Consider the following 22,534-nt stretch of genomic DNA (forward strand, 5'->3'; position numbering starts at 1 on the left):
ACACACTTGCCACGGAGTCCTTCATGAACACGGATCTCTCGACATCGCAACAGCAACCGGCAACCGAACGCCTGCCGCTGAGCCTGGGCTGGCTTGCGCTGGGCGCCTTCGCCCTCGGCACCGAAAGCTTCATGGTCGTGGGGCTGCTGCCGGTGCTGGCGGCCGACCTGCAGATCAGCGCCGCGCGGGCCGGGCAACTGGTGCTGCTGTTCGCGCTGAGCTACGCCATCGGCTCGCCGGTGATGGCGGCGCTGCTGGCGCGCTTCGGGCGCCGGCCGTTGCTGATTGCCAGCCTCGCGGCCTTCTCGGCGCTGACGCTGGCGGCGTCGATGGCGCACGGCTTTGCGCAGTTGGCGCTGGCGCGGGTCGCGCTGGGGCTGGTGGCCGGCGTGTTCCTGCCGACCGCGAGCGCAGTGGCGGCCGCGATGGTGTCGCCCGCGCTGCGCGGCCGGGCGCTGGCCATCGTGACCGGCGGAGGTACGGTGGCAGTCGCGCTCGGCGTGCCGCTGGGTGCGTGGATCGCGGGCTGGGGCGGCTGGCGCACGGCCTACCTGCTGATCGCGGCGGTGGCGGCGCTCGCCACCTGGGGTCTCGCGCTCGGACTGCCGCGCCAACTGGCGCAGACGCCAGTCACCGCCACGAAGGGCACGCCGGCCTTCGCAGTGGCCCGCGAACCGGGCGTGCTGCCGGCGCTGCTGACCACCATGCTGTGGACCACTGGCGGCTTCAGCTTCTATACCTACATCGCGCCGTTCCTCTCGGCCACGCTGGGCTTCGGCACCGAGGGCGTGGGCGCGATGTTCTTCGCCATCGGCGTGGCGGCGGCCATCGGCACCGCGGCCGGCGGCTGGGCCACCGACCGCCTCGGCGCCGACCGCACGGCGCAGGGCTTCGCGCTGATGCTGGTGGTGATCCTGGGCGGGCTGTCTTTCTCGGCGCAGATGCTGCCGCGCGGCTTGGCGCTGCCGCTGATCGTGGGGCTGTCGGCGCTGTGGGCCTTCGCGGGCTGGGGCTTCGGGCCGGCGCAGGCGGTGCGGCTGATCCGGCTGGCACCGGAGCGCGCACCGATGACGCTGTCGCTCAACGCCTCGGCGATCTACCTCGGCATTGCGGCGGGCTCGGTGTCCGGCGGCGCGGCGATCGAGCTGGTCGGCGTCAGCGCGGTGGGCTGGGTGGGGGCGGCCTTCCAGTTCGCGGGATTGATGCTGCTGTTACGCGCGGCGCACAAGGCGCGGACGGCCAGTTCGGCGCTGGCAGCGGCTGCTACGGCTTGATCGGGCGCTGAATAACTATACTTTTGATAGCAAACAACTCTCCAGTCACGGCCCTTCGGGGCCTTTTTCATGGGATCGTTGTTTTTAAGACCGGCAATTGTCATGCCCCGCAAGCTATAATGTCGGGTTCGTTTCGATACCACGACGAAGAATTTCGTCAATACCGCCGGCTGACCTGCACTGTCCTTGGATTATTCAGGCCTCTCACTCCCAAGCCGGCTTTCACAGTGTGTTGGAGCGCCAGACCGGGCGCCCATGATTGCCACCACTGCCTTCGTTCCTGTTGAAGCGAAATAGCGCGTCCGCCGCGCCATTCCGGCCGGCCCACGCCCGTTTTCAATTATTTTTCAGGCACTTCGCGCTCTGTATCCGCGCGGCGTGCCAAGGCTTCATGGACATCATTCAACACAGTATCGCGGTGGGCAAGTACCTTGTTTCCCCGCTCATTCGACATCAGGACGACGGCAATTACGCCGCTTCCGTCTCGATCCGCTCCGGCCACGGCAGCGGCATGCACGACCGCGTGATGCGCTTCACGCCGCGCTTTGCCAGCCACGCAGCCGCCGTCGGCTACGCCATCGACCAGGGCCTCGGCTGGGTGCGCGAACGCGCTCCCCGCAATGCCCCTCTCGCGCTTCCGTGCGCGGGCTGAAACAATTACGCCCAATTCCATCTCCAACACACATCGAACGATTCAGAGGTAACCACACATGCCCAAGGAAGAACTGATCGAAATGAACGGCGCAGTGACCGAAGTCCTGCCCGACTCGCGCTACCGCGTCACGCTGGACAACGGCCATCAGCTGATCGCCTACAGCGGCGGCAAGATGCGCAAGCACCACATCCGCATCCTGGCGGGTGACAAGGTGTCGCTCGAACTCTCGCCCTACGACCTGACCAAGGGCCGTATCACCTTCCGTCACCTGGAACGTCGCGGCCCGCCGCCGACCAACTCCGGCAACAACAACGCACCCCGCCGCTGATCCGCGACTGACGAAAGGCCTTGCGGCGCCCCGCGACGGGCGCCGGCAAGGCCTTTGTCATTCGTGCGTCTGTCCGGCTGCTGAACGATGACCACACCCAATCCCACAGCCGGCGGCCCGCAAGCCCAGGCCCCTGCCGACAACGGCTTCGCCGCGCTGGCGCTCTCGCCACAGATGCTGGCCAACCTCACGCAGCTCGGCTACACGCAGATGACGCCAATCCAGGCGGCTAGCCTGCCGCCGGCGCTGCTCGGCAAGGACCTGATCGCCCAGGCCAAGACCGGCAGCGGCAAGACCGCCGCCTTCGCCCTGGCGCTGCTCTCCAACCTGAACCCCCGCCGCTTCGCGGTGCAGTCGATGGTGCTGTGCCCGACGCGCGAGCTGGCCGACCAGGTCACGACCGAAATCCGCCGCCTCGCGCGCGCCGAGGAAAACATCAAGGTCGTCACGCTCTGCGGCGGCGTCGCACTGCGCGGGCAGATCGCCAGCCTGGAGCACGGCGCCCACATCGTGGTCGGCACTCCAGGCCGCCTGATGGACCACCTGGAGCGCGGCAACCTCGACCTCTCGGCGCTCAACACGCTGGTGCTCGACGAAGCCGACCGCATGCTGGACATGGGCTTCTTCGACGACATCGTGAAGGTGGCGCGCCAGTGCCCGAAGGAACGCCAGACGCTGCTGTTCTCGGCCACGTATCCCGAAGGCATCGCCAAGCTCGCGCAGCAGTTCATGAAGAACCCCGAGCAGATCACGGTGCAGGCCCAGCATGAAGGCAGCAAGATCCGCCAGCGCTGGTACCAGGTGAAGGACAGCGAGCGGCTGCACACCGTGAGCCTGCTGCTCGATCATTTCCGCCCCGTGAGCACGCTGGCCTTCTGCAACACCAAGCAGCAGTGCCGCGACCTCGTCGAGGTGCTGCAGGCCCAGGGCTTCAGTGCGCTGGCGCTGTTCGGCGAACTGGAGCAGCGCGAGCGCGACCAGGTGCTGGTGCAGTTCTCCAACCGCAGCTGCTCGGTGCTGGTGGCAACCGACGTGGCGGCGCGCGGGCTCGACATTGCGCAGCTCGAAGCGGTAATCAACGTCGACGTGACGCCCGATTCGGAAATCCACATCCACCGCATCGGCCGCACCGGCCGCGTGGGCCAGTCGGGTGACGCCGAGGGCCTGGCGCTGAACCTCGCCAGCATGAACGAGATGGGCAGCGTCGGAAAAATCGAGCAGCTGCAAGGCCGCGAGTCCGAATGGCACGAACTGGCCGAGCTCACGCCGGGCAAGGGCGCGCCGCTGCAGCCGCCGATGGCCACGCTGCAGATCGTGGGCGGGCGCAAGGAAAAGATCCGCGCCGGCGACGTGCTGGGCGCGCTCACGGGCGACTGCGGCTACGCGAAGGACCAGGTCGGCAAGATCAACGTCAACGAGTTCTCGACCTACGTGGCGGTCGACCGCGCCATTGCTGAAGAGGCGGCGCGCAAGCTGTCCAGCGGCCGCGTGAAGGGCAAGTCGGTCAAGGTGCGGCTGCTGACGCTGCAGGACCTGTAGCAGCCCCTGCTGATTGCGGCGTGACGAGTGGCGAGGTCGGCGCCACCGGTGCGTCGAGCACCGGAGCCGGCGCCGCATCAGGCGCCTCCTGCCGCGCCAGCTTCGCGGCCAGCCGGAACGCCACCACCACCGCCAGCAACCCGAAGATCGACGAGCCCACGGCCTGCCCGATCAGCACGCCGGCCGCGCCGTAGTGCGAGCCCCACCAGGCAAATGGAATCGTGCCCAGCGTGGCGCGCCCCCAGTTGAACGCCGTAGACAACAGCGGATGCCCGAGGTTGTTGAACGACGCATTCGCCACGAACAGCCCGCCCGCAAAGAAGAAGCTCGTGGCCAGCCAGCTGCAGAACAGCGAGATCAGCTCCGCCGCCAGCCCGTCGGCCGAGAACGCGCGAATCAGCACGCCTTGGCCCAGTGCCAGCACCAGCCACGCCACGGCCACCGACGCCACCATGAACAGCAGGCTGTCGCGCAGCCCCTCCTGCACGCGGCGGTACTGCCCCGCGCCCAGGTTCTGCGCAAGGATCGGCCCGACCGCGCCGCTGAGCGCGTAGACCAGCCCGAAGGCCACCGGCGTCAGCCGGTCGACGGTGGCCGCGCCCGCCACTGCCGACGGCCCGAACTGCGCGACCGCATGCGTGACAAAGGCTGCGCCCACGGGCGTCGCAAGATTGGTCAGCACAGCCGGCCCGGCCACCGTCCCGAGCGCGCGCGCATCGCCGGCCAACTGCCGCGCATCGAAGCGCCCGAGCATGCGGTGCTTCACCATCACGCCATGCAGCCCGATGGCCGCCAGCACCATGCGCGAAACCACCGCGCTGATGGCCGCGCCGTCGAGCCCCAGCCCGAAGCCGAAGATCAATATCGGGTCGAGCACCGCCGTCACGAAGGCGGCCGCGAGCGTCACTGTCATCGCGCGGCGTGCGTCGCCGATCGAACGCAGCAGCGCGGAAGTCGCCATGCCGATGCCCAGCAGGGGCAGCGTGTGCACCGTCACCGAGAGGTATCGCTGCGCGAGCCGCGCCGTCTCGCCCTCGGCGCCGAGCGCCTGCAGCGCTGGGTGCAGGAAGAAGGCTGTGCCCGTGCCCACCACTACCGACACCGCCGTCATCAGCACGAGGCTCGAGGTGCCGATGCGCCGCGCGTCCTCGGTGCGTCCCGCCCCCACCGTGCGTGACACCACCGCCGCGATGCCGATGGTCAACCCGATGCACAGCGACGCATGAAAGAACCCCACCACGCCCGCGAAGCCGACCGCCGCGGCCGTCGCTTTCTCCCCGAGCAGCGAGATGTAGAACAGGTTGATCAGGTCGACCGCGAACACCGCGATCAGTCCGATGGCCCCGGTGCCCGCCATCACGCAGACATGCCGCAGCAGCGACCCCGAAACGAAGCGCGCGCGCTCGACACCGCCGGTTGTTTCGGCTATTGGCATGTGAAATTCTCGATGTGGCCTAATTGCGGCTCGAACATTACTTTTACCCGAGCTTTTCATGCCCAAGAAAATTCGTACCGAAGCCGACCGCGTTGCCACCCCGAAGCCGACGCCCCTGCCCGGCTACACGGCGCCTCGCTCCGGTGGCGGCCAGAAGGTCAGCCTGGAACGCGGCACCGCAACGCGCAGCAAGAAGAACCCTGGCAAGCGCGCCAAGAAGGGCGGCTGATCCATCAGCCCCCGCCTGGCTCCCACCTGAGCCACGACAGACGCGCCCCAGGGCGCGTTTTGTCATTGGGGCAGCTATAAATCGCAATGTCCGACGACAACCAGATCCTCATCCCGCCCTCGTTCTTCGCGGTGTACACCGACGCGCGCCAGCGCCTGAGCGAGCCGATCGGCGTGGTGCGCGAGCGCTACGAGATCTGCGAAGACCTCGCCAGCCACCTCGTGGGCCATGCGCAGATCCAGCACCACACCGAGGTGCCGGTCGAAAGCGAGATCCTGCGGCGCATCCACGCCGGGCTGGCCACGCCTGAATCGGGCGTATCGGCGGCCGAGGCGGGCTGGATCGTGCAGCGGCTGGCCGAGCTGCTGGGCTGGCAAGGGCCCGAGCCGGCGCCCGAAGCGGACTGAGCCCCTGCCGGAGCGACCCATGCTGCTCAAGGTCGGAGAGCTCGCCCGGCACACCGGCCTGACGGTGCGCACGCTGCACCACTACGACGCCATCGGCCTGCTCGCGCCCTCGGCACGCTCCGAGGCCGGCTACCGGCTCTACAACGCGGCCGACATCGCCCGCCTGCACGCGATCCAAGCACTGCGGCTGCTGGGCCTGCCGCTGGCGGAGATCGGCGCCCTGCTGGGCGCGGAGAGCAGCTCGCTGCCCACCATCATCGCGCGGCAGATCGAATCGCTCGACCAGCAGATCGCACAGGCCACGGCCTTGCGCGAACGGCTCGGCCTGCTGCAGCAGCGCCTGGACGAAGGCACCCAGCCCGACATGAAGGACTGGCTGGACACGCTCGAGAAGATGACCACCTACGGGCGCTACTTCAGCCCCGCCGAGATCAGGTCGTTCATGGCCAACTGGAAGGACGTGGCCGACCGGTGGCCGCCGCTGGTGGCCGAGGTGGCGGCGCTGATGTCGCGCGGCGTGCCGGCCAGCGCCCCCGAGGTGCAGCCGCTGGCCGCCCGCTGGATGACGCTGATGGGCCAGTGGATGGACGGCAGCTTCGACCTCATCACGCGCTGGGGCGAGATGTACCGGCGCGAGCCCGTGGCTCGCAGCGACGACGGGCCTCCCGCCGAACTGGTGGAGTACATCGGCGAAGCCATCGGCATGCGCATGGCCGCGCTGCTGCGCCACCTGAGCACCGACGATCTCGCGCACCTGAGCCGCCCGCCCGAGGACGAATGGCGGCGCCTGGCGGGCGAACTCGCCGTGCTGCGGGCGCGCGCCGTCCCTCCTGAAGACGAGTCGGTGCAGGCCATCGCGCGCGAATGGGCGCGCCTGTTCGCCGCCTTCACCAACCACGACCCCGGCCTGGCAGCCCGCCTGATGCGGGCGATGAACGCGGAGCCGGTGCTGCAGGCCGCCGCCGTGACCACGCCCGAAGTGCGCGAGTACCTGATGCGCGCCATGGCCGTGCTGCAGCAGAAAAATCCGCCGCCGCCCGCCGGCAGCGCTTGACCCTGACGTTGCGTGAGGCCCGACAGTGGCCGCATGAACAACCCAACCACGCCCCAACGGCTCCACGCGCTCGACAACCTCCGCGCCCTGATGATGTGGCTCGGCATCGTCCTGCACGTGGCGATCAACCACCTCACGATCAATTCGCCGCTGCCTTGGCGCGACCCGAAGACATCGCCGGTCGCCGACCTGCTGCTGCTCTTCATCCACAGCTTCCGCATGCCGGTGTTCTTCGTGCTGGCCGGCTTCTTCGTTGCGCTGCTGGTTGCACGGCGCGGTGCCGGCGGCATGCTGCGAAACCGCGCGCTGCGACTGGCGCTGCCCTTCGCGATTTTCTGGCCGCCGCTGTTCGTGGCGACCACCGTGCTGGCGATGGTCTACATCCACCTGACGGCGCGCGGCGTGCCGGGCATCGACCCCGCGCTGACGCCCGCGCGGCAGCCTGGCGGCTCGCCTTTCAACACCATGCACCTGTGGTTCCTGTACCAGCTGTTCTGGTTCAGCGTGATGGCCTGGGCCGGTGTGCGGCTGCAGCGCTTCGTGCCGATACAGCTGCGCGCGGCGCTGGCCCGAAGCTTCGTGACGTTGGCCGAACGGCGCTGGGGCTTCGCTGTGCTGGCGTTGCCCCTGGCGCTCGTTGGCACTTTCTATCCGTCCGGCATGGTCACGGAAAGCGGCTCGTTCCTGCCGCCGCTGGCCGAATGGGTGCAGAGCGGGCTCTTCTTCGTGGTCGGCTGGTACGTGCACGGCCAGCAGGAGCGGCTGCTGGCGCTGTTCGCGTCGCGCTGCAAGGGCCACGCGGTGGCCGGCCTCGCATTCCTGGTGGCAACGGTGGTGTTGCTGGGTGCATTCCGCGGCAACCGTCTCCAGTCGCTGCCGCATCCCGAGTTCTGGATCGCCTTCGTCTACAACGCGACCGCATGGCTCTGGAGCCTGGCCCTGATCGGCGGCTTCGTGCGCTACCTGCCACGCCAGAACGCCGTGCTGGCCTACCTGTCGCAAAGCTCGTACTGGGTGTACCTGGTGCACATGCTCGGCACCATCGGCTTCGGCATCCTGCTGTTCAACGCGCCCCTCGGCGCGGTTGCGAAGATGGGCCTGAACATCGCGGCCACGTCGCTGGTGGCGCTCGCCAGCTACCAGCTGCTGGTGCGCCACACCCGCCTCGGCTCGCTGCTGAACGGTCAGCGCGCGGAAAAGCGCTCGACCAGGAAGTCGACGAAGGCGCGGGTCTTGGCCGCCAAGTGACGCGAGGGGTAGACGGCATAGATGGGCGTCCGGTCGGCCTCCCAGTCTTCGAGCACAGCCTGCAGCCGGCCTGAAGCCAGCTCGCTCTCGACATAGATGCGCGGGATCAGGCTCAGGCCGAAGCCCGCAAGCAGCGCGTCGCGCACGGCGATGCTGGAGCTGACCTTGTAGCGCCCGTCGATGGGCACCGCCACGCTGCGGCCGGCGCGGCTGAAGGTCCACTTGTTCGCGTGGCCCGAAAGCGTGAACTGCACGCACTCGTGGGCCTTCAGGTCTTCGGGCTGCGCAGGCCGGCCGGCGGAGGCGAAGTAGCCGGGCGCGCCGCACAGCACGTGGGTCATGGTCATCAGCTTGCGCGCGACGAGACTCGAATCTTCCAGCCGGTCGCTGCCGCGGATGGCGAGGTCGTAGCCCTCGCCGATGATGTCCGAGCGGCTGTCCTGCAGGTTGAGTTCGAGCCGCAGGTTCGGGTAGCGCTTCATGAACTCGGGAATGGCTGGCGACAGCGAGGTGAGCGCAAAGGTCAGCGGCGCGCTCACGCGCAGCACGCCGCCGGGGCTGCTGCCCATGGGCGCGAGCGCGGCATCGGCCTCGGTGAGTTCGTCGAGGATGCGCGACAGGCGCTCGAAGTAGGCTGCGCCCGCTTCGGTCAGGCTCATCTGCCGCGTGGTGCGGTTGATGAGTCGCACCTTCAAATGCGCCTCCAGCTCCGCGACGTTCTTGCTGATGGCCGCGGCCGAGAGCCCCATTTGCCGCGCGGCGCCTGCGAAGCTGCCCGTGGCGGCGGTGGTGCGAAAGACCTTGAGAGCCGTGAGATGGTCCATGCTGGATTGACGACCGACAGTAAAGAATCAATTCATTATTCGAGCATTCACAACCAAGGGTCAACTCACTAGATTCGAGGCATGACCAGCCGCACCACCGACATCCTCCTCACCGCGACCGCGCCCGCCGTCTGGGGCAGCACCTACATCGTCACCACCGAACTGCTGCCGGCGAACTACCCGCTCACGGTTGCCTTGCTGCGCGCGTTGCCCGCGGGCCTGCTGTTGCTGCTGATCGTGCGCAAGCTGCCCGAACGCGCCTGGTGGGGCCGCATCTTCGTGCTCGGGGCGCTGAATTTCTCGATCCTCTGGGCCATGCTGTTTCTCGCGGCGTATCGGCTGCCGGGCGGTGTGGCGGCGACGATCACCTCGGTGCAGCCGCTGCTCGTGGTGTTTCTCGCGAGCGTCTTCCTGGGCTCGCCGGTGCGTGCGCTGTCGGTGGCGGCGGCGGTGGTCGGCATCGGCGGGGTCGCGCTGCTGGTGCTCACGCCGAATGCAGCGCTCGACGCCATCGGCATTGCCGCAGCCGTCGCCGCGGCCGTGTCGATGGCCTTCGGCACAGTGCTGAGCCGCCGCTGGCAGCCGCCGGTGTCGGCGCTGACCTTCACCGCCTGGCAGCTCACCGCGGGCGGCCTGCTGCTGTTGCCGGTGGCGCTGCTGCTGGAGCCGCCACTGCCCGCGCTCACGGTGCAGAACTGGATCGGCTTCGGCTGGCTCGGCCTCGTGGGCGCCGCGCTGACTTACATCGTGTGGTTCCGCGGCGTGGCCAAGCTTGAGCCATCAGCGATCGCGCCGCTGGCCTTCCTGAGCCCGGTGACGGCCGTGATCCTCGGCTGGGCGCTGCTGGGGCAGAGCCTTTCGGCGTGGCAGGTGGCGGGCATCGGCATCGTGATCGCGAGCATCTGGCTCAGCCAGCATGCGCAGCGCGGCGCGCAGCCGCTGGTGCGGCCTGCTGCGGCCACCCGTTAGGCGGCAAGCGCCGTGGCGCGCTTCAGCAGGCTCAGGTAGCCGGGCTGCACTTCCATGCGCACGATCGCGCCCTGCCGCTGCAACAGGCGATGCGCCTTCGGCAGGGCCCAGCAGGGCAGGCTGGTGAACATGTGGTGCTCGCAGTGGTAGTTGACCCAGTAGGGCGCCACCAGGATGCGTTCGAGCCAGCCGGCGTGCGTGGTGCGGGCCTGCCGCAGCGGATCGGCCTCGTTCTGCGCGACGAGCGCGTGTTCGGCGATGTTGCGCACGCGGCTCACGAGCGGCAGCCACGTCGCCATCGGCAGCAGCCACATCAGCAGCCATGCCCACCAGTAGCCGGCCACGGCAAAGGCCAGGAAGCCGAGGCCGTTGGCGATAAGAAAGCGGCGGTCTTTCGCAAGCTCCCGGCCCAGCACCTTCAAGGCCGACTCGCCCGCCGCACGCTTGCGCATGCCCTCGGCGATGTGCCCGAAGCGCTGCTTGTAGAAAGTCTGCCCGCTCAGGTCGCGCACCACCTTGCGCCACATCGAGGCCCGAGTGATCGGGAAGGGCGCCGACAGCACGAGGTCGGGGTCTTCGGTCTGCTGCACGAAGCGATGGTGCTGCAGGTGGTACGGCCGGTAGTCGCGCAGCGTCGACGAGCACAGCCAGTAGCCCACCCAGTCGTTGACCTTGCGATTGCGATGCAGCCCCGCATGCGCCGCGTCGTGCATGAGGATGAAGAGCCCCAGCTGCCGCGCGCCGACGATGGGCACCACCAGCGGAATGGTCCACGGCCACACGATGCCCGCCAGCACGGCGACGCCAATCACGCCCCAGCAGTGCAGCACCAGCCACAGGCCCTTCCACGACGAGCGCGCGGTGAGAGACTGCCACTCGTCGGTGGTGAAGAAGTCTTCGGGTTGGGCACGGGGAGCGGCGGCCATGAGGCCAGTATGGCGCCGCGAGCCGCTGTGGAACACACGGAATTCCCCGGGTGCCGGGCGAGGCCCTTCGGCCTACTCGCCGCTACTTGTCGATGATCTTGCGGGCGAAGACTTCGAGATAGTCCATCAACCGGTTGGCGCCCGCGATGGCCGCGGCCTCATCGCCTGTCGCGATGCCCTGCGCCAGTTCGAGGTGCGCATTCGCGCCCTCGACGATCTCGCCTTCATGCTGGTACGCGTACCAGAAGCGCCGGCACTGCACGATCAACGGCACCACCGCCTTCACCGCGGAATCGTTGTGGCTCGCCTGGTGGTTGACGAGGTCCAGCGCGCGGTCGGCCTGCATGTAGTCGTTCAGGTCGCCGCGGCCCGCGGCCTCGACCATCATCTCGGCGCAATGAACGATTTCCTTGCGCTGCTGCGCGGTGGCCCGGCGCGCGGAGCAGGCGGCAATCAGCAGTTCGAGCACGCGTCGGGTCTGGATCACGTCGAGATGGTCGGCCAGGTCGATGGCCGACACCAGCAGTCCGCGGCGCGGCTGCTGCACGATGAGGCCGATGGACACCATGCGCATCAGCGCCTCGCGCACCGGCGTGCGGCCCAGCCCCGTGCGCTCGGCGAGTTCGGCCTCGACGATCTGGCTGCCGGGCTTCAGCAGCATGGTCGACAGCAGCGTCTCGATGGCGTCGTAGGCCATGTCGGCGGCGCGGCGCTTGGGCGGTGGGCGCAAGCTTGTCTTCTTTGGAGCAGTCTTCTTCGGGGCGGCCATGGTTTTCTTTTTCCGCGGATGCGGCGGCGTCATTGTCGGGCGTCGCCGTCGTTCGCCAGACCCACGAGACCCGCGAGTGTCGCTATGCGGACCGGCGACAGCGGCGGGCGCGGCACGGGCGGAGTCCATCCGAAGAGGAATTGCGCGGCATCGCCGCAAACGCGGCCCTGGCAGGCGCCCATGCCGCAACGGCGGTGCAGCTTGGCGTCTGTCCAGCCGCTGCAGCCTGCCAGCGCGGAGAAGGGCACGTCTTCGCAGCGGCACACGAGCGTGTCGGGTTGCGGCATGGCCTTGATGTCGGCGGCCAGCGCGAAGCTGCGGTGCAGCTGGGCGGCGAAGGCGTTCCAGCGGGCGCGTTCGCCCTCGTGCGTCTTTGCAGCGCGCTCGTTGCCGACGGCGGCATGGCCGGCGATGGTGCCCTGTGCCAGCGCGCGTTCGCTGCCGCCGAAGCCGGTGCACTCGCCCGCTGCATAGACGCCAGCGACGCTGGTGGCCTGCAAGGCATCGACCGCCAGGGCCTGCGCACCTGGGCCCGCGGGCGTGAGGGCACAGCCGAGCAGTTGCCCCAGCTGCGTGTTGGGCGTGAGGCCGAAGCCGCAGGCGATGCGCTCGCAGGCGGTCTCGACTTCGCTGCCGCCGCCTTGCCGAAGGCGAACCGACTCGACCTGCGTCGCACCCTGCGCCGAGACGATGCGCGACGAAGTGCGGTACTGCGGATCGGCGAGCGTCACTGCCTGCGCGGCCTTGCCCGGCCAGCGCGCGAGGCTGGCGCCGAAGCGCGCGACCGAAGCGAATGAAGCCTGTTCGGCGATGCGCAGCACTTTCGCACCCGCAGCACGTGCTGTTGCGGCGGCGGCAAGCAGCAAGGGGCCGCTGCCCGCGATGACGATGCGCTCGCCCTCGACCGGCATGCCGGCCTTGATGAGCGCCTGCAGGCCGCCCGCGCCGGTCACGCCGGGCAGCGTCCATCCGGGGAAGGGCAGCAGCAGCTCGCGCGCGCCGGTGCAGAGGACGAGCTTGCGCCATTGCATGCGCGTGGCGCGCTCCGCGTCTTCGAGCAGTAGCTCGTTGGGCGAAGGTGCGGCAGCGACGCGGGTGCCGCTGCGCACGCGGATGTTGGCGTGACGCTCGAGCGCATCGCGCCACTTGCGCGCCGCTGGTGGCAAGGCTGCGCCGGGGCCATCGCGCCAGATCTGTCCGCCGGGCGCGGGGTTGTCGTCGATGACGACGATCGATGCACCGCTCGGCGCAGCAGCCACTGCAGCAGCCATGCCGGCCGGGCCTGCGCCGACGATCAGCACATCGCAATGTTCCATGTTCATTCCGCGGTCTCCACGCGCATGCCCTCGGCGCAGACCGTCTGGCATGCGAGCCTGCGCCGGCCATCGACCAGCACGCGGCACTCCTGGCACACGCCCATGCCGCAGAACGGCGCGCGTTGCTGGCCCGTGACCGACGTGCGCGCAACGCCCATGCCACCAGCCACGCGCAACGCGGCGGCGACCGAGCTGCCCGCCTTCACGCGGACCAGGTGGCCGTCGATGTTCAACAGGGTGTGGGCGCTCATGCGATCTCCCGCAGTCCGCGCGGCGCGTATGGCGTCGCATCGAAATCAGGAGTCGCGCCGGTCATCAGCGCAGCAAGCAGATGCGCGCTGCCCGGCGCCGTGGTTACGCCCAGGCCTTCGTGCCCAACGGCAAGCCAGAGCTTCTCGCGCCACGGGTGCTTACCAAGCAAAGGCAACCCATCGGGCGACGCCGCGCGCATACCGGTCCACGAACGCACGGCGTTGAGATTCGCGAGCCCCGGCAGGTAGTCCAGCGTGCGCTGGAGCATGCGCGCCAGCATCGGCGCCTCGACCGTCAGATCGGTCGTGTCGAACTGGCGCGACGAGCCGACCAACAGCTGCCCCGTGGGGCGCGGCTGCACGTTGAAGGCGACCGAGTCACCGTCGCTGTGGTGCGCGCTGGTCACGTAGCCGAGCTCGACCAGTTGGTGATGCACCGTGCCCGGATAGCGGTCGGTGATCAGCAGGTGGCCTTTCTTCGGGCGTATCGGGAGTTCGGGGCACAGCGTCGTCGCCTGGATGCCGTTGGCCAGCACGATCTGCGGCGCGGTGCGGCGGCTGCCGTCCGCGAGACGCAGTGCGCCGTCGTCTTCGACGGCATCGACCTTCGCGTGCTCCACACGGACCAAATCAGCGGCCTGTGCGAGCAGCCAGCGCGCCGCATTCGGCGCATAGAGGATGCCGTCGCCCGACACTTCGAGCGCGCCCGACAGGCCCTTGCGCAAGGCGGGCTCGGCGCTCGCCAGTTCGCGCGCATCGAGCAGCCGGCTGTCGATGCCGTGCGCGCGCAGCCGCTGCTGCTTGCGTTCGGCCTCGGCCATCTCTTCGTCGTTGGCGGCAATCCACAGCGTGCCGCAGGCGCTGTACGCGCAGTCTTCGCTCATGCGCGGCGCAAGCTCGCGCCATTGCGCGACCGAATGGCGGCTCAGTTCGAGTTCGGCCGCGTTGTCGTCCATCACCACGAGGTGACCCATGCCCGCGCCGGTGGCGCCGCCGATGCGCGCATCGAGCACCAGCACGCGGCGGCCCGCCTGTGCAAGCGCTTGCGCGCAAGCCGCGCCGACGATGCCGGCGCCGATGACGATGACATCCGCGTCCATGCCGCGCGGCGTCAGAGCCGGATGCCCCAGCCGAACGGGTCTTCGTCGTCTATCAGCAGCGTGGCTTCCGCGCTGATGTGCGCGCGGCCACGCAGCGTGGGAATGACCTTGTCGCCGTCCATCGCGTAGCTGGCCTCGAAGACGCTGCCGATCACGCTGGCCTGCTTCCACACCTCGCCGGGCGCAAGCTTGCCGTCGGCCGCGAGGCAGGCGATCTTGGCGCTGGTGCCGGTGCCGCAGGGTGAGCGGTCGTAGGCGTTGCCGGGGCACAGCACGAAGTTGCGGCTGTCGGCGCCTTCGTCGTCCGTGGCGAAGAGTTCGATGTGGTCGATCTCCGCGCCATCCGCGCCCGTAATGCCCTGGGCCGAGAGTGCCTTGCGCAATGCCGCGGTGTAGTCGGTCAGCGCCACGAGGTTGTCGCTCGCCACGCGCTGGCCGTGTTCGCTCACCAGGAAGAACCAGTTGCCGCCCCAGGCCACATCCCCGCGCACGGTGCCATGGCCCGGCAGCTCGACCGCCACCTGGTGCAGATGCCGGTACGCGGGCACGTTGCGCACGCTCACCGAGCCGTCTTCGTGCAGCGTGGTCGTGACGGTGCCCACAGGCGTTTCGATGCGGTGCTCGCCCACGCCGATGCGCCCCATGTGCGCAAGGCTTGCGACCAGCCCGATGGTGCCGTGGCCACACATGCCGAGGTAGCCGGCGTTGTTGAAGAAGACCACGCCGGCAGCCGCATCCGGCGACACCGGCTCGCACAGCAGCGCGCCCACCACCACGTCGCTGCCGCGCGGCTCCAGCACGGCGGCCGCGCGCCATTTGTCGTGCTGGTCGGCCAGCAGCGCACGGCGCTCGGCCATGCTGCCGCCGCCCAGATCGGGGAAGCCGCCGATCACAAGGCGCGTGGGCTCGCCGCCCGTGTGCGAGTCGATGACCTGGATGCGTTGCATGTGGCGTCGTCCGTTCGTTCAGTAGCTGGCGATGGGCACCGGGGCCGCGTTCTTGAACGTGAACACGGTGATGGGCGCCTGCTTCATGTTGCCCTTGTCGTCGTAGGCATAGGTTGCGGCCACGCCCTTGTACGTTGCCTTGTAGAGCTCCGCGCCCACCTTGTCTGGGTCGATGGAGTTGGCCTTCTTCATCGACTCGCCGATGAACAGCACCTGGTCGTAGTACGAAGCAGCGTAGGCATCAGGGTCGGCGTTGAAGCGCTTCTTGAACTTTTCCTTGAACGCCGGGCCGCTCTGCGCCTTCTCGAGAATGGAGCCGCCTTGCGCACAGAACACCAGGTCGTTGACCGCATCGCCGCCGAGCTTGCCGGTGGCGGGGCTGCACACGGTGTCGCCGCCCAGCAGCTTGCCGGGCACGGCCAGCTGCTTCATCTGGCGCGCCATGGGCGCGGCCTGCGGTGCATAGCCGCCGAAGAAGATGGCCTCTGGCGCCTTGGCCTTCATGTTGGTCAGGATGGCGGTGAAGTCCACGGCCTTGTCGGTGGTGAACTCCTGGCCGACCACGGTCAGGCCCTGCTTCTTCGCTTCCTTGGTGAACTCCTCGGCGAGGCCCTGGCCGAAGGCGGTGCGATCGTCGATCACGCCGACCTTGGTCACCTTCAGCACCTTGGCCGCATACACGGCCATGCTGGAGCCGATCTGGTTGTCGCTCGCGATGATGCGGTAGAGGTTCTTGTAGCCGCCCTGCGTCACCTTCGGGTTGGTGCCCACGGTCGAGACCATGGTGCCGCCTTCGCTGTAGATGCGCGAAGCCGGGATGGCCACGCCCGAGCAGTACGGGCCCATGACGTACTTGACGCCGTCGTCCACGAACTTCTGCGCGACGCTCACGCCGGTCTTGGCGTCGCACTGGTCGTCTTCGGAGACCATCTCGAACTTCAGCGTCTTGCCGCCGACGACAAGCTTCTTCGCGTTGAGCTCCTCGACGGCGAGGCGCACGCCGTTTTCATTGTCCTTGCCCGCGAAGGCATTGGGGCCCGACAGCGGACCGCTGTGACCGATCTTGACCACCTGCTCCTGTGCGTACGCCTGGCCTGCAAGGGCGAGGGCCACGAGGCTTAGAAACGGAACCATGCCTGCTTTTGTCTTCATGCTTCTTCCTAGGTTGGGGACGATGAAAAGGACGTTCGTTGTGTGCGATTACATGACCGACTGGTACTGAGTGGGCCGCGTCGCGAGCGCCTTCTTGACGATCGCTTCGATGAAGGCGCGCTCCTCGCCGATGAGCGGCAGGCGCGGACGGCGCATGTGCTCGCTGCCCACGCCCACCAGCACGTCGATGAGCTTGAGGTTCTGCACCAGCTTGGTCGACACGTCGAGATGCAGCATCGGCGTCATCCACTGGTAGAGCTTGAGCGCTTCGGAAAACTTGCCGGCCTTCATCAGGTCGTACAGCGCCACGGTCTCGCGCGGGAAGGCACAGCCCACGCCGGCCAGCAGGCCGTCGCAGCCGAGCGCCAGGCCCTCATAGGCGAGGTCGTCCACGCCCAGGAACAGCTGGTAGCGGTCGCCCACGGTGTTGCGCAGGTCGGTGATGCGGCGGATGTCGTCGGTGCTTTCCTTGATGGCCGCGATCCATTCGCAGTCGGCCAGCTCGACCATGTGCTCGGGCTTGAGGTCGACGCGGTAGGCCACCGGGTTGTTGTAGACCATGATGGGTTTTTGCGCTGCATTGGCGATGGTGCGCACGTTGAGCATCGCCTCGCGCGCGTCGGCCACGTAGATCACCGAGGGCATCACCATGAAGCCGGCCACGCCGAGCTTGTTGGCGCCGTCCACGTAGCGCAGCGCTTCGCGCGTGCTGGTCTCGGACACATTGGCCAGCACGGGAATGCGGCCGTCGGCGGCTTCGAGCGCGATCTTCGCGACCTGCAGCTTTTCTTCCAGCGTCAGCGTGCTGGCTTCGCCAAGCGAGCCGCAGGTGACGAGGCCGTGGATGCCGTTGCGGATCTGGAAGTCGATGTGCCGGGCCGTGCCCTCGGCATCGATGCTCTCGTCGGCGTGGAACTTGGTGGTGACGGCGGGGAAGATGCCTTGCCAGCGAGGATTGCTCACTTGATCGCTCCTTGTGGATGTGCGGTGGTGTGGAAGCGTCGCACTTTAAATATATTAAGGATATATGGTCAAGATATCTTTCGGGCATGCGCTCTTCCGCGCCCGGTTTTTCTGTGATATCCGGGAGCGGGTAGGTCGCGCTACTTGCGGCCGTCCGCGGGGCGCAGCAGGCCCCGCTTGAGCGTCACCGGCTTGCCGATGGGCGGCGCGGTCTTCGTCTCGACGGTGCGCAGCGTGCCGTTGTCCATGCGCACGCCCACCTCGTAGACCGTGACCGTGCGCACGTGCTTCTCGATCTCGTTGCCCGCGAAGCCGCCGCCCACCGCGCCGAGCACCGTGGTCGCGACGCGCCCATTGCCATGGCCGAACTGGTTGCCGACGAGGCCACCCACCACGCCGCCGGCCACGGCCCCCACGCCCGAGGTGTTCTGGATGCGCTTCTGAACCGGGCGAACCGATTCGACATGGCCGCAGACCGCGCAAGGTGGCGGGGCGGGAGGCGCGGCAGCGACCTGTGGTGCATTCATCACGCCTGGCGCAGGTCCGGGCTCGATAGCCGGGGCTGGCATGGGAGCGGGCATCGGCGCAGCCGCCCTCGCTTGTGGCGCCGGGCCTGCCGCCGTGGGCGGCACTGCGGGCGCTGGCGGCATGGCTTCAGGCTTGAAATCGTCCGGTGCGGCGGGTGATGCTGCGGCAACGACTGGCGGCGGAACACTCGCACTCGCGACCGGCTCCTGCCGGTGAAGCAACACGCCGCCAAGCGCCACCACGGCCACGCTCAATGCGCCGATCACGGCCCACAGCGCCTTGGGCGACTTGCCCGCCGGCTGGCCCGGAGGCGGGTTGAATGGCGACGTCGGATCCATGAAAAGCCCCTTTTACGGTCCGAAGCGGAATGCCCCGAAACCCATCAGGAAGCATGAACGCGGGCGGCGCGTTGTCAATTGACCGGCGTCCTACACAGCGATGTCGGCCACACCTGAGAGGAACCGCTCGGCCTCGCTTCGCATGCCCCGCGAGATGGACTCCCAGGTCCATGCAGGGAAATCCGACGGCAACAGGGCCTCGACCTCGCTCAGTGCGTCATCCACCGACGCCGCCATGTCCAGCATGGCGTTCCAGACGTCGATGCCACCGTTCTTCATGGCCAACCCATGCCAATGGCGAGCCTGGATGGTGTGAAAGACATAGTGCGCATTCTTGGATCGGATGGCCATGGCCAGACCCGCCTTGCGCGGCTGGAACTGATTGGGCCCGTTGCCGAAGTACGGCCACATCGAAATGATGTCGTAGAGCGGCGTCATCTCGTAGGCGTCGCCGCGCAGGAGGTGAATCGAGAAGTTCTTGGCATGGACATCGGTGGCGGCGAGCAAAAAGAAGGCCAATTGCGCGAGCAGGAACCGGGCGCCGTCATCCACGCTCCCGCTGCCTTGCAGAAGCTGCAGGCACTTGCTCATGCCGGGGCCGCCGTGCTGCTCGTACTTCCTGTCGGACGGCAGACCCATGGCCTGGCAAAAGTCTTCCTGCGGCAGGCGCGCGATCCAGGCGCCACCGTCCATCCACTCGCGGTCGAACCGCTCCACGACCAGGACCGTCTGCCCGCCGAAAGTGGCCATGGACGTCGGTGCCACTGGCAGGCCGAGTGCCTCGACGATCTGTGCGCACAGCCATTCGTTCTGCACCGAGTCCGAGGCGTCCACGCGCTTGGAGCCGCCGATCAATCCCAGCGGCAGCTTGATGATGTGCGTGGTGGGCGTGGCGCCATGCGGCCGGCACCATTCGCCGTTCCAGAAAGTCAGGGCGGTCTTCTCCTGCGCACCGGCAAGGGAAATGCGAAACAGGTCTTCGTCGCGCATGCCTTCCGGGGTGTCTTCGGACGGAACGGCTTGCAGCAGCGCGGCGATCTGCTCTTCGTCCAGGGGCTCGGAGTTCACGGCATTCCAGCGTTCCGGCGCGGCGCCTTCGGGCAGCAATTGCACGGCCCCGACGCAGTCGCGGCCGATGGCTTCGAGCAGGTCGAAAGTCTTGGCGTCCTTGAGCTTGAAGCGATTGCGCAGGCGCGCGCGAACCCTGTCGTTGTCGGGCAGCAGATTGTCGAAGTAGTTGCGGACCACCTCGCCGCGGACTTCGAGCGTGCCGGTGAGCGGAATCGACAACGACAGCGAGCGCCGCCGGGGCGATTCGAGCCATCGGGGGTCGTACCGGAAGGTGTGGACGCCGTGGTCGACGGACCAGGTGCCAACGGGCTCCCCGTTCATCCACGCGCCGAGCGCTTGCGTCACCAGGACTCCTTCTTCGGCCGGACGACGAAGCTCCGGCGAGACGTCGGCTTGATGTCCTTGCCGGGATTCAGCGCCTGAAGCGCACGAAGCGATGTGCCTGGAGCGCTCGATTGCCCGGAAGGCAGGCGGACCAGCACCGATTGATCGCTCATCCTCTTGGCGATCCATCCTTCCGGGAGGTTCACGGCATCGTCCGGCAGCGAGTCGCGCTCCCCGGAATGCTGCTGCGCGGCGTCCGCGATGGGACTTGGGGACGTCCCGTCCTGCAGGGAAAAGGATGCCCCCAACGCCGCCATCAACTTCATCAGTTGCTCGAAACTGACCGCCCCGGGATTCGCTTCGATCTCCGCGATCCGGGCCTGGCTGACACCGACCAGCGCGCCTGCCTGCGCCTGCGTCAGGCCGCGCTTCTTCCGCAGTGCCTTGAGGTGCGGCCGCAGCTGGTCGACGAAACGAAGGGGATAGTCCATCGCCGACCAGAATATCGGCTATAGCTTATTTTGTCAAAATATCGGCTTTGGGATATTTTTATAAGTTACAAGCCCTGTCTTGTTTTTCCCCGAAACAAGGCCTGGCCGTTATTCAATCACCGCCTCAATCAATCTTCGCCCCCGAAGCCTTCACCACAACCCCCATCGCATCCCAATCCGAACGCAGCAGCTTCTGGAATTCCTCCGCACTCTGGCTGCGCGGCTCCACACCCAAGCGCTTGAAGCGTTCCTGGATCGCCGGGTCGGCCAGCACCTTGTTGGCCGCGGCGTTCAGGCGCTCGACCTCCGCCTTGGGCGTGGCGGCCGGCGCGAGCAGACCGATCCACGAATCGAAGGCGTAACCCGGCAATCCGCTCTCGGCCACCGTCGGCAGCTTCGGCAGGAAGGGGCTGCGCGACTGGCCGGTGGAAGCCAGCAGTTTCATGCGCGCGTCGTCCTGGAACCCAATCACGCCGATGCTCGACGAGATCACCGCCTGCACGCGGCCCGCGAGCACCTCGTTGACGGCCTCGCCGGTCGACTTGGTCGGGATGTGCGTCATCTGCAGCCCCGCCTTCGCGAGAAACGACGCCATCGCGAGGTGCGTAGCGCTGCCGTTGCCCGCCGAGGCGTAGTTGTACTTGCCGGGGTTGGCCTTGACCTCCTTGATGAAGTCGGCCGTGCTCGACACATTCATGCCGCTCGCCACCGCCAGAACATAGCCCGCGTTGCCGACGTTGGCCACGCCGACGAAATCCTTCAGCGGGTCGTAGCTCAGCTTGTTGTAGAGAAAGCCCGCGATGTTGTGGCTCGCGGCCGCCAGGATCAGCGTGTTGCCGTCGGCCGGCGCACGCGCCACCAGGGCCGCGCCCACGGTGCCACCCGCGCCCGCGCGGTTCTCGACGATGGCGCTGGCATTCAGCGCCGCGCCCAGCTCGTTGTTGAAGGCGCGCGCCACCGTGTCCTGCACCGCGCCGGTGGCGAAGGGCACGACGATGTGGATCACGCGCTGCTGCGCATGCGCCGGTGCAACGGCACAGAGCACCGCCGCGGCTGCGAGCGCGGTCAATGAACGTCGGGTGAGCGGGGTGGAGGTCATCTGGGTGGCCACTTCTTTCTTCGTCATCGTCGACAGTGAAAAATTCAAACGCCCGACGGCAGCCAGCGCTGCACCAGCTTCACGAAGTAGCTGGCACCGATCGGGATGATCTCGTCGTTGAAATCGAACGAGGTGTTGTGGATGATGCAAGGGCCGGGCCCGTGGCCGTCGAGCCGGTGATCGCCGTCGCCATTGCCCAGGAAGGCATAGCAGCCGGGCCGTGCGAGCAGCATGTGCGCGAAGTCTTCGGCGCCCATCACGGCGGGGAAGTTGTCGGTCACCATGTCGTCGCCCACCACCTCGCGCATCACGCCGGCGGCAAAACGCGCCTCGGCTGGGTGGTTCACGGTCGGCGGCGACGAGCGGTTGAAATACACCTCGGCCGTGCAGCCATGCGCCGCCGCCACGCCCGCGGCCACCTCGCGCAGGCGGGCCTCGATCTTGTCGATGGCCTCGATGGAGAAAGTGCGGATGGTGCCGCCCACCGTCGCCACGTCGGGAATCACGTTCGGCGCATCGGAACCCTGCAACTGCGTGACCGCAAGCAGCGCACGCTCGGTGCTCGGAATGGTGCGCGCCACGATGGTCTGCAGCTGCTGCGCGAGCGTGACTACCGCCGCCACCGGGTCGATGCCCGTGTGCGGCATCGAGGCGTGCGTGCCGCGCCCGTGCACGGTGATCTTGTACGTGTTGCTCGACGCCATCAGCGCGCCTTCGTTGAGCGCGAAGCGGCCCACGTCGCCCACCGGAAAGTTGTGCAGCCCGAAGACCGCGTCGCACGGAAAGCGCTCGAACAGGCCCTCGTCGATCATCTTCTTGGCACCCGCCTTGCCCATCTCCTCGGCGGGCTGGAAGATGAAATGCACCGTGCCGTCGAAGTCGTCGGGGCTCTGCTGCGACAGGTGCCACGCGGCGGCCAGCAGCATGGTGGTGTGGCCGTCGTGGCCGCAGGCGTGCATGCGGCCGGGGTTGGTCGACTTGTGGGCGAACTCGTTGGCTTCGTGCAATGGCAGCGCGTCCATGTCGGCGCGCAGGCCGATGGTGCGCGAGCCTGTGCCCTTGCGCAGCACGCCGACGAGGCCAGTGCCGGCGATGCCGCGGTGCACCTCGATGCCCCATCCGGTCAGCAGGTTCGCGACCTTCTCGGAGGTGCGGTGCTCCTCGAAACCGAGTTCGGGGTGGGCGTGGATGTCGCGTCGGATCTCGACGAAATGGGCGGCGTTGGCGAGGAAGGAATCGGCGATGTTCATGGCGGCAAGGGCGCTGTCGTGGGAGGCGGACGATTCTGGCGCAAGGC

General features: G+C 67.9%; 24 protein-coding genes. 9 read left to right on the top strand and 15 right to left on the bottom strand.

Going from position 1 to position 22,534, the window contains the following annotated elements:
• Positions 1-23 precede the first annotated feature (23 nt).
• The 4 genes from AC07O3_RS07265 to dbpA all read left to right on the top strand — a co-directional run bounded on the left by AC07O3_RS07265 (position 24) and on the right by dbpA (position 3,796).
• Entirely contained in the window at positions 24-1,274 is a 1,251-nt protein-coding gene (locus AC07O3_RS07265; protein ID WP_495338944.1) for an MFS transporter, read from the top strand.
• Between the two features lie 391 nt (positions 1,275-1,665).
• Positions 1,666-1,926, top strand: coding sequence for a hypothetical protein (locus tag AC07O3_RS07270; RefSeq protein WP_093055166.1), 261 nt, complete (start codon positions 1,666-1,668; stop codon positions 1,924-1,926).
• 58 nt (positions 1,927-1,984) lie between these two features.
• Complete coding sequence (gene infA / locus AC07O3_RS07275; RefSeq protein ID WP_015867950.1) at positions 1,985-2,257, top strand: translation initiation factor IF-1; 273 nt, start codon at positions 1,985-1,987, stop codon at positions 2,255-2,257.
• 87 nt (positions 2,258-2,344) lie between these two features.
• A complete protein-coding gene (dbpA, locus tag AC07O3_RS07280; protein ID WP_093076324.1) occupies positions 2,345-3,796 on the top strand; it encodes an ATP-dependent RNA helicase DbpA in 1,452 nt (483 codons plus the stop codon).
• Here the strand turns inward: dbpA and AC07O3_RS07285 are convergent.
• Positions 3,762-5,231, bottom strand: a complete 1,470-nt coding sequence (locus tag AC07O3_RS07285; protein ID WP_495338945.1) for an MATE family efflux transporter — start codon at positions 5,229-5,231, stop codon at positions 3,762-3,764. The two genes, dbpA and AC07O3_RS07285, sit on opposite strands and share 35 nt — an antisense overlap.
• 58 nt (positions 5,232-5,289) lie before the next feature.
• Between AC07O3_RS07285 and AC07O3_RS07290 the strand changes: the two genes are divergently transcribed.
• From AC07O3_RS07290 to AC07O3_RS07305, 4 genes are all read left to right on the top strand, one after another.
• Complete coding sequence (locus AC07O3_RS07290; protein WP_176928792.1) at positions 5,290-5,460, top strand: hypothetical protein; 171 nt, start codon at positions 5,290-5,292, stop codon at positions 5,458-5,460.
• Between the two features lie 86 nt (positions 5,461-5,546).
• Positions 5,547-5,867, top strand: coding sequence for a hypothetical protein (locus AC07O3_RS07295; RefSeq protein ID WP_093055160.1), 321 nt, complete (start codon positions 5,547-5,549; stop codon positions 5,865-5,867).
• Positions 5,868-5,886: 19 nt separating this feature from the next.
• Complete coding sequence (locus tag AC07O3_RS07300; protein WP_495338946.1) at positions 5,887-6,921, top strand: MerR family transcriptional regulator; 1,035 nt, start codon at positions 5,887-5,889, stop codon at positions 6,919-6,921.
• Positions 6,922-6,954: 33 nt separating this feature from the next.
• On the top strand, positions 6,955-8,169 hold the full coding sequence (locus AC07O3_RS07305) for an acyltransferase family protein (RefSeq protein WP_495338947.1): 1,215 nt from the start codon (positions 6,955-6,957) through the stop codon (positions 8,167-8,169).
• Here AC07O3_RS07305 and AC07O3_RS07310 read toward each other — a convergent pair.
• Positions 8,106-8,993, bottom strand: a complete 888-nt coding sequence (locus tag AC07O3_RS07310; RefSeq protein WP_440533018.1) for a LysR family transcriptional regulator — start codon at positions 8,991-8,993, stop codon at positions 8,106-8,108. The two genes, AC07O3_RS07305 and AC07O3_RS07310, sit on opposite strands and share 64 nt — an antisense overlap.
• A gap of 81 nt (positions 8,994-9,074) precedes the next feature.
• On the opposite strand from AC07O3_RS07310, the gene AC07O3_RS07315 reads away from it, so the two are divergent.
• Entirely contained in the window at positions 9,075-9,962 is an 888-nt protein-coding gene (locus AC07O3_RS07315; protein ID WP_495338948.1) for an EamA family transporter, read from the top strand.
• Here the strand turns inward: AC07O3_RS07315 and AC07O3_RS07320 are convergent.
• The 13 genes from AC07O3_RS07320 to AC07O3_RS07380 form a co-directional block, all read right to left on the bottom strand.
• The gene (locus AC07O3_RS07320) at positions 9,959-10,888 is read right to left on the bottom strand and encodes a fatty acid desaturase family protein (RefSeq protein WP_495338949.1); all 930 of its coding nucleotides are present in this window, start codon (positions 10,886-10,888) and stop codon (positions 9,959-9,961) included. The two genes, AC07O3_RS07315 and AC07O3_RS07320, sit on opposite strands and share 4 nt — an antisense overlap.
• 82 nt (positions 10,889-10,970) lie before the next feature.
• Positions 10,971-11,657 (bottom strand): GntR family transcriptional regulator, encoded by a 687-nt coding sequence (locus AC07O3_RS07325; RefSeq protein ID WP_093076333.1) that lies wholly within the window; start codon positions 11,655-11,657, stop codon positions 10,971-10,973.
• Between the two features lie 29 nt (positions 11,658-11,686).
• Complete coding sequence (locus AC07O3_RS07330) at positions 11,687-12,979, bottom strand: FAD-dependent oxidoreductase (protein ID WP_495338950.1); 1,293 nt, start codon at positions 12,977-12,979, stop codon at positions 11,687-11,689.
• Entirely contained in the window at positions 12,976-13,224 is a 249-nt protein-coding gene (locus AC07O3_RS07335) for a (2Fe-2S)-binding protein (RefSeq protein WP_093076336.1), read from the bottom strand. Before AC07O3_RS07335 ends, AC07O3_RS07330 begins: the two co-directional genes overlap by 4 nt.
• A complete protein-coding gene (locus tag AC07O3_RS07340; RefSeq protein WP_495338951.1) occupies positions 13,221-14,324 on the bottom strand; it encodes an NAD(P)/FAD-dependent oxidoreductase in 1,104 nt (367 codons plus the stop codon). The genes AC07O3_RS07335 and AC07O3_RS07340 overlap by 4 nt, the downstream gene beginning before the upstream one ends.
• Before the next feature lie 11 nt (positions 14,325-14,335).
• Entirely contained in the window at positions 14,336-15,271 is a 936-nt protein-coding gene (locus AC07O3_RS07345; RefSeq protein WP_495338952.1) for a 4-hydroxyproline epimerase, read from the bottom strand.
• Positions 15,272-15,289: 18 nt separating this feature from the next.
• Positions 15,290-16,423, bottom strand: coding sequence for a branched-chain amino acid ABC transporter substrate-binding protein (locus AC07O3_RS07350; protein WP_093055138.1), 1,134 nt, complete (start codon positions 16,421-16,423; stop codon positions 15,290-15,292).
• A 48-nt stretch (positions 16,424-16,471) separates the two neighbouring features.
• Complete coding sequence (locus tag AC07O3_RS07355; protein WP_426390895.1) at positions 16,472-17,386, bottom strand: dihydrodipicolinate synthase family protein; 915 nt, start codon at positions 17,384-17,386, stop codon at positions 16,472-16,474.
• Between the two features lie 140 nt (positions 17,387-17,526).
• Positions 17,527-18,252 (bottom strand): glycine zipper 2TM domain-containing protein, encoded by a 726-nt coding sequence (locus AC07O3_RS07360; protein ID WP_093174513.1) that lies wholly within the window; start codon positions 18,250-18,252, stop codon positions 17,527-17,529.
• 90 nt (positions 18,253-18,342) lie between these two features.
• Positions 18,343-19,671 (bottom strand): type II toxin-antitoxin system HipA family toxin, encoded by a 1,329-nt coding sequence (locus AC07O3_RS07365; RefSeq protein WP_495339011.1) that lies wholly within the window; start codon positions 19,669-19,671, stop codon positions 18,343-18,345.
• Complete coding sequence (locus tag AC07O3_RS07370; protein ID WP_495338953.1) at positions 19,665-20,138, bottom strand: helix-turn-helix domain-containing protein; 474 nt, start codon at positions 20,136-20,138, stop codon at positions 19,665-19,667. Before AC07O3_RS07370 ends, AC07O3_RS07365 begins: the two co-directional genes overlap by 7 nt.
• Positions 20,139-20,262: 124 nt before the next feature.
• The gene (locus tag AC07O3_RS07375; RefSeq protein ID WP_093055128.1) at positions 20,263-21,264 is read right to left on the bottom strand and encodes a tripartite tricarboxylate transporter substrate-binding protein; all 1,002 of its coding nucleotides are present in this window, start codon (positions 21,262-21,264) and stop codon (positions 20,263-20,265) included.
• Positions 21,265-21,281: 17 nt separating this feature from the next.
• Entirely contained in the window at positions 21,282-22,487 is a 1,206-nt protein-coding gene (locus AC07O3_RS07380; RefSeq protein WP_495338954.1) for a M20 aminoacylase family protein, read from the bottom strand.
• Positions 22,488-22,534 lie beyond the last annotated feature (47 nt).

It is taken from the genome of Variovorax sp. GW821-FHT09D05, from assembly GCF_059416325.1.

Excerpts from the sequence above, each read along its gene's own strand:
- AC07O3_RS07300 (WP_495338946.1), top strand. The coding sequence starts at position 5,887 with ATGCTGCTCAAGGTCGGAGAGCTCGCCCGGCACACCGGCCTGACGGTG.
- dbpA (WP_093076324.1), top strand. The coding sequence starts at position 2,345 with ATGACCACACCCAATCCCACAGCCGGCGGCCCGCAAGCCCAGGCCCCT.
- AC07O3_RS07285 (WP_495338945.1), bottom strand. The coding sequence starts at position 5,231 with ATGCCAATAGCCGAAACAACCGGCGGTGTCGAGCGCGCGCGCTTCGTT.
- AC07O3_RS07325 (WP_093076333.1), bottom strand. The coding sequence starts at position 11,657 with ATGGCCGCCCCGAAGAAGACTGCTCCAAAGAAGACAAGCTTGCGCCCA.
- AC07O3_RS07330 (WP_495338950.1), bottom strand. The coding sequence starts at position 12,979 with ATGAACATGGAACATTGCGATGTGCTGATCGTCGGCGCAGGCCCGGCC.
- AC07O3_RS07375 (WP_093055128.1), bottom strand. The coding sequence starts at position 21,264 with ATGACGAAGAAAGAAGTGGCCACCCAGATGACCTCCACCCCGCTCACC.
- AC07O3_RS07315 (WP_495338948.1), top strand. The coding sequence starts at position 9,075 with ATGACCAGCCGCACCACCGACATCCTCCTCACCGCGACCGCGCCCGCC.
- AC07O3_RS07335 (WP_093076336.1), bottom strand. The coding sequence starts at position 13,224 with ATGAGCGCCCACACCCTGTTGAACATCGACGGCCACCTGGTCCGCGTG.
- AC07O3_RS07310 (WP_440533018.1), bottom strand. The coding sequence starts at position 8,993 with ATGGACCATCTCACGGCTCTCAAGGTCTTTCGCACCACCGCCGCCACG.
- AC07O3_RS07290 (WP_176928792.1), top strand. The coding sequence starts at position 5,290 with ATGCCCAAGAAAATTCGTACCGAAGCCGACCGCGTTGCCACCCCGAAG.
- AC07O3_RS07345 (WP_495338952.1), bottom strand. The coding sequence starts at position 15,271 with ATGCAACGCATCCAGGTCATCGACTCGCACACGGGCGGCGAGCCCACG.
- AC07O3_RS07350 (WP_093055138.1), bottom strand. The coding sequence starts at position 16,423 with ATGAAGACAAAAGCAGGCATGGTTCCGTTTCTAAGCCTCGTGGCCCTC.
- AC07O3_RS07305 (WP_495338947.1), top strand. The coding sequence starts at position 6,955 with ATGAACAACCCAACCACGCCCCAACGGCTCCACGCGCTCGACAACCTC.
- AC07O3_RS07340 (WP_495338951.1), bottom strand. The coding sequence starts at position 14,324 with ATGGACGCGGATGTCATCGTCATCGGCGCCGGCATCGTCGGCGCGGCT.
- AC07O3_RS07380 (WP_495338954.1), bottom strand. The coding sequence starts at position 22,487 with ATGAACATCGCCGATTCCTTCCTCGCCAACGCCGCCCATTTCGTCGAG.
- AC07O3_RS07270 (WP_093055166.1), top strand. The coding sequence starts at position 1,666 with ATGGACATCATTCAACACAGTATCGCGGTGGGCAAGTACCTTGTTTCC.
- AC07O3_RS07295 (WP_093055160.1), top strand. The coding sequence starts at position 5,547 with ATGTCCGACGACAACCAGATCCTCATCCCGCCCTCGTTCTTCGCGGTG.
- AC07O3_RS07360 (WP_093174513.1), bottom strand. The coding sequence starts at position 18,252 with ATGGATCCGACGTCGCCATTCAACCCGCCTCCGGGCCAGCCGGCGGGC.
- AC07O3_RS07320 (WP_495338949.1), bottom strand. The coding sequence starts at position 10,888 with ATGGCCGCCGCTCCCCGTGCCCAACCCGAAGACTTCTTCACCACCGAC.
- infA (WP_015867950.1), top strand. The coding sequence starts at position 1,985 with ATGCCCAAGGAAGAACTGATCGAAATGAACGGCGCAGTGACCGAAGTC.
- AC07O3_RS07370 (WP_495338953.1), bottom strand. The coding sequence starts at position 20,138 with ATGGACTATCCCCTTCGTTTCGTCGACCAGCTGCGGCCGCACCTCAAG.
- AC07O3_RS07265 (WP_495338944.1), top strand. The coding sequence starts at position 24 with ATGAACACGGATCTCTCGACATCGCAACAGCAACCGGCAACCGAACGC.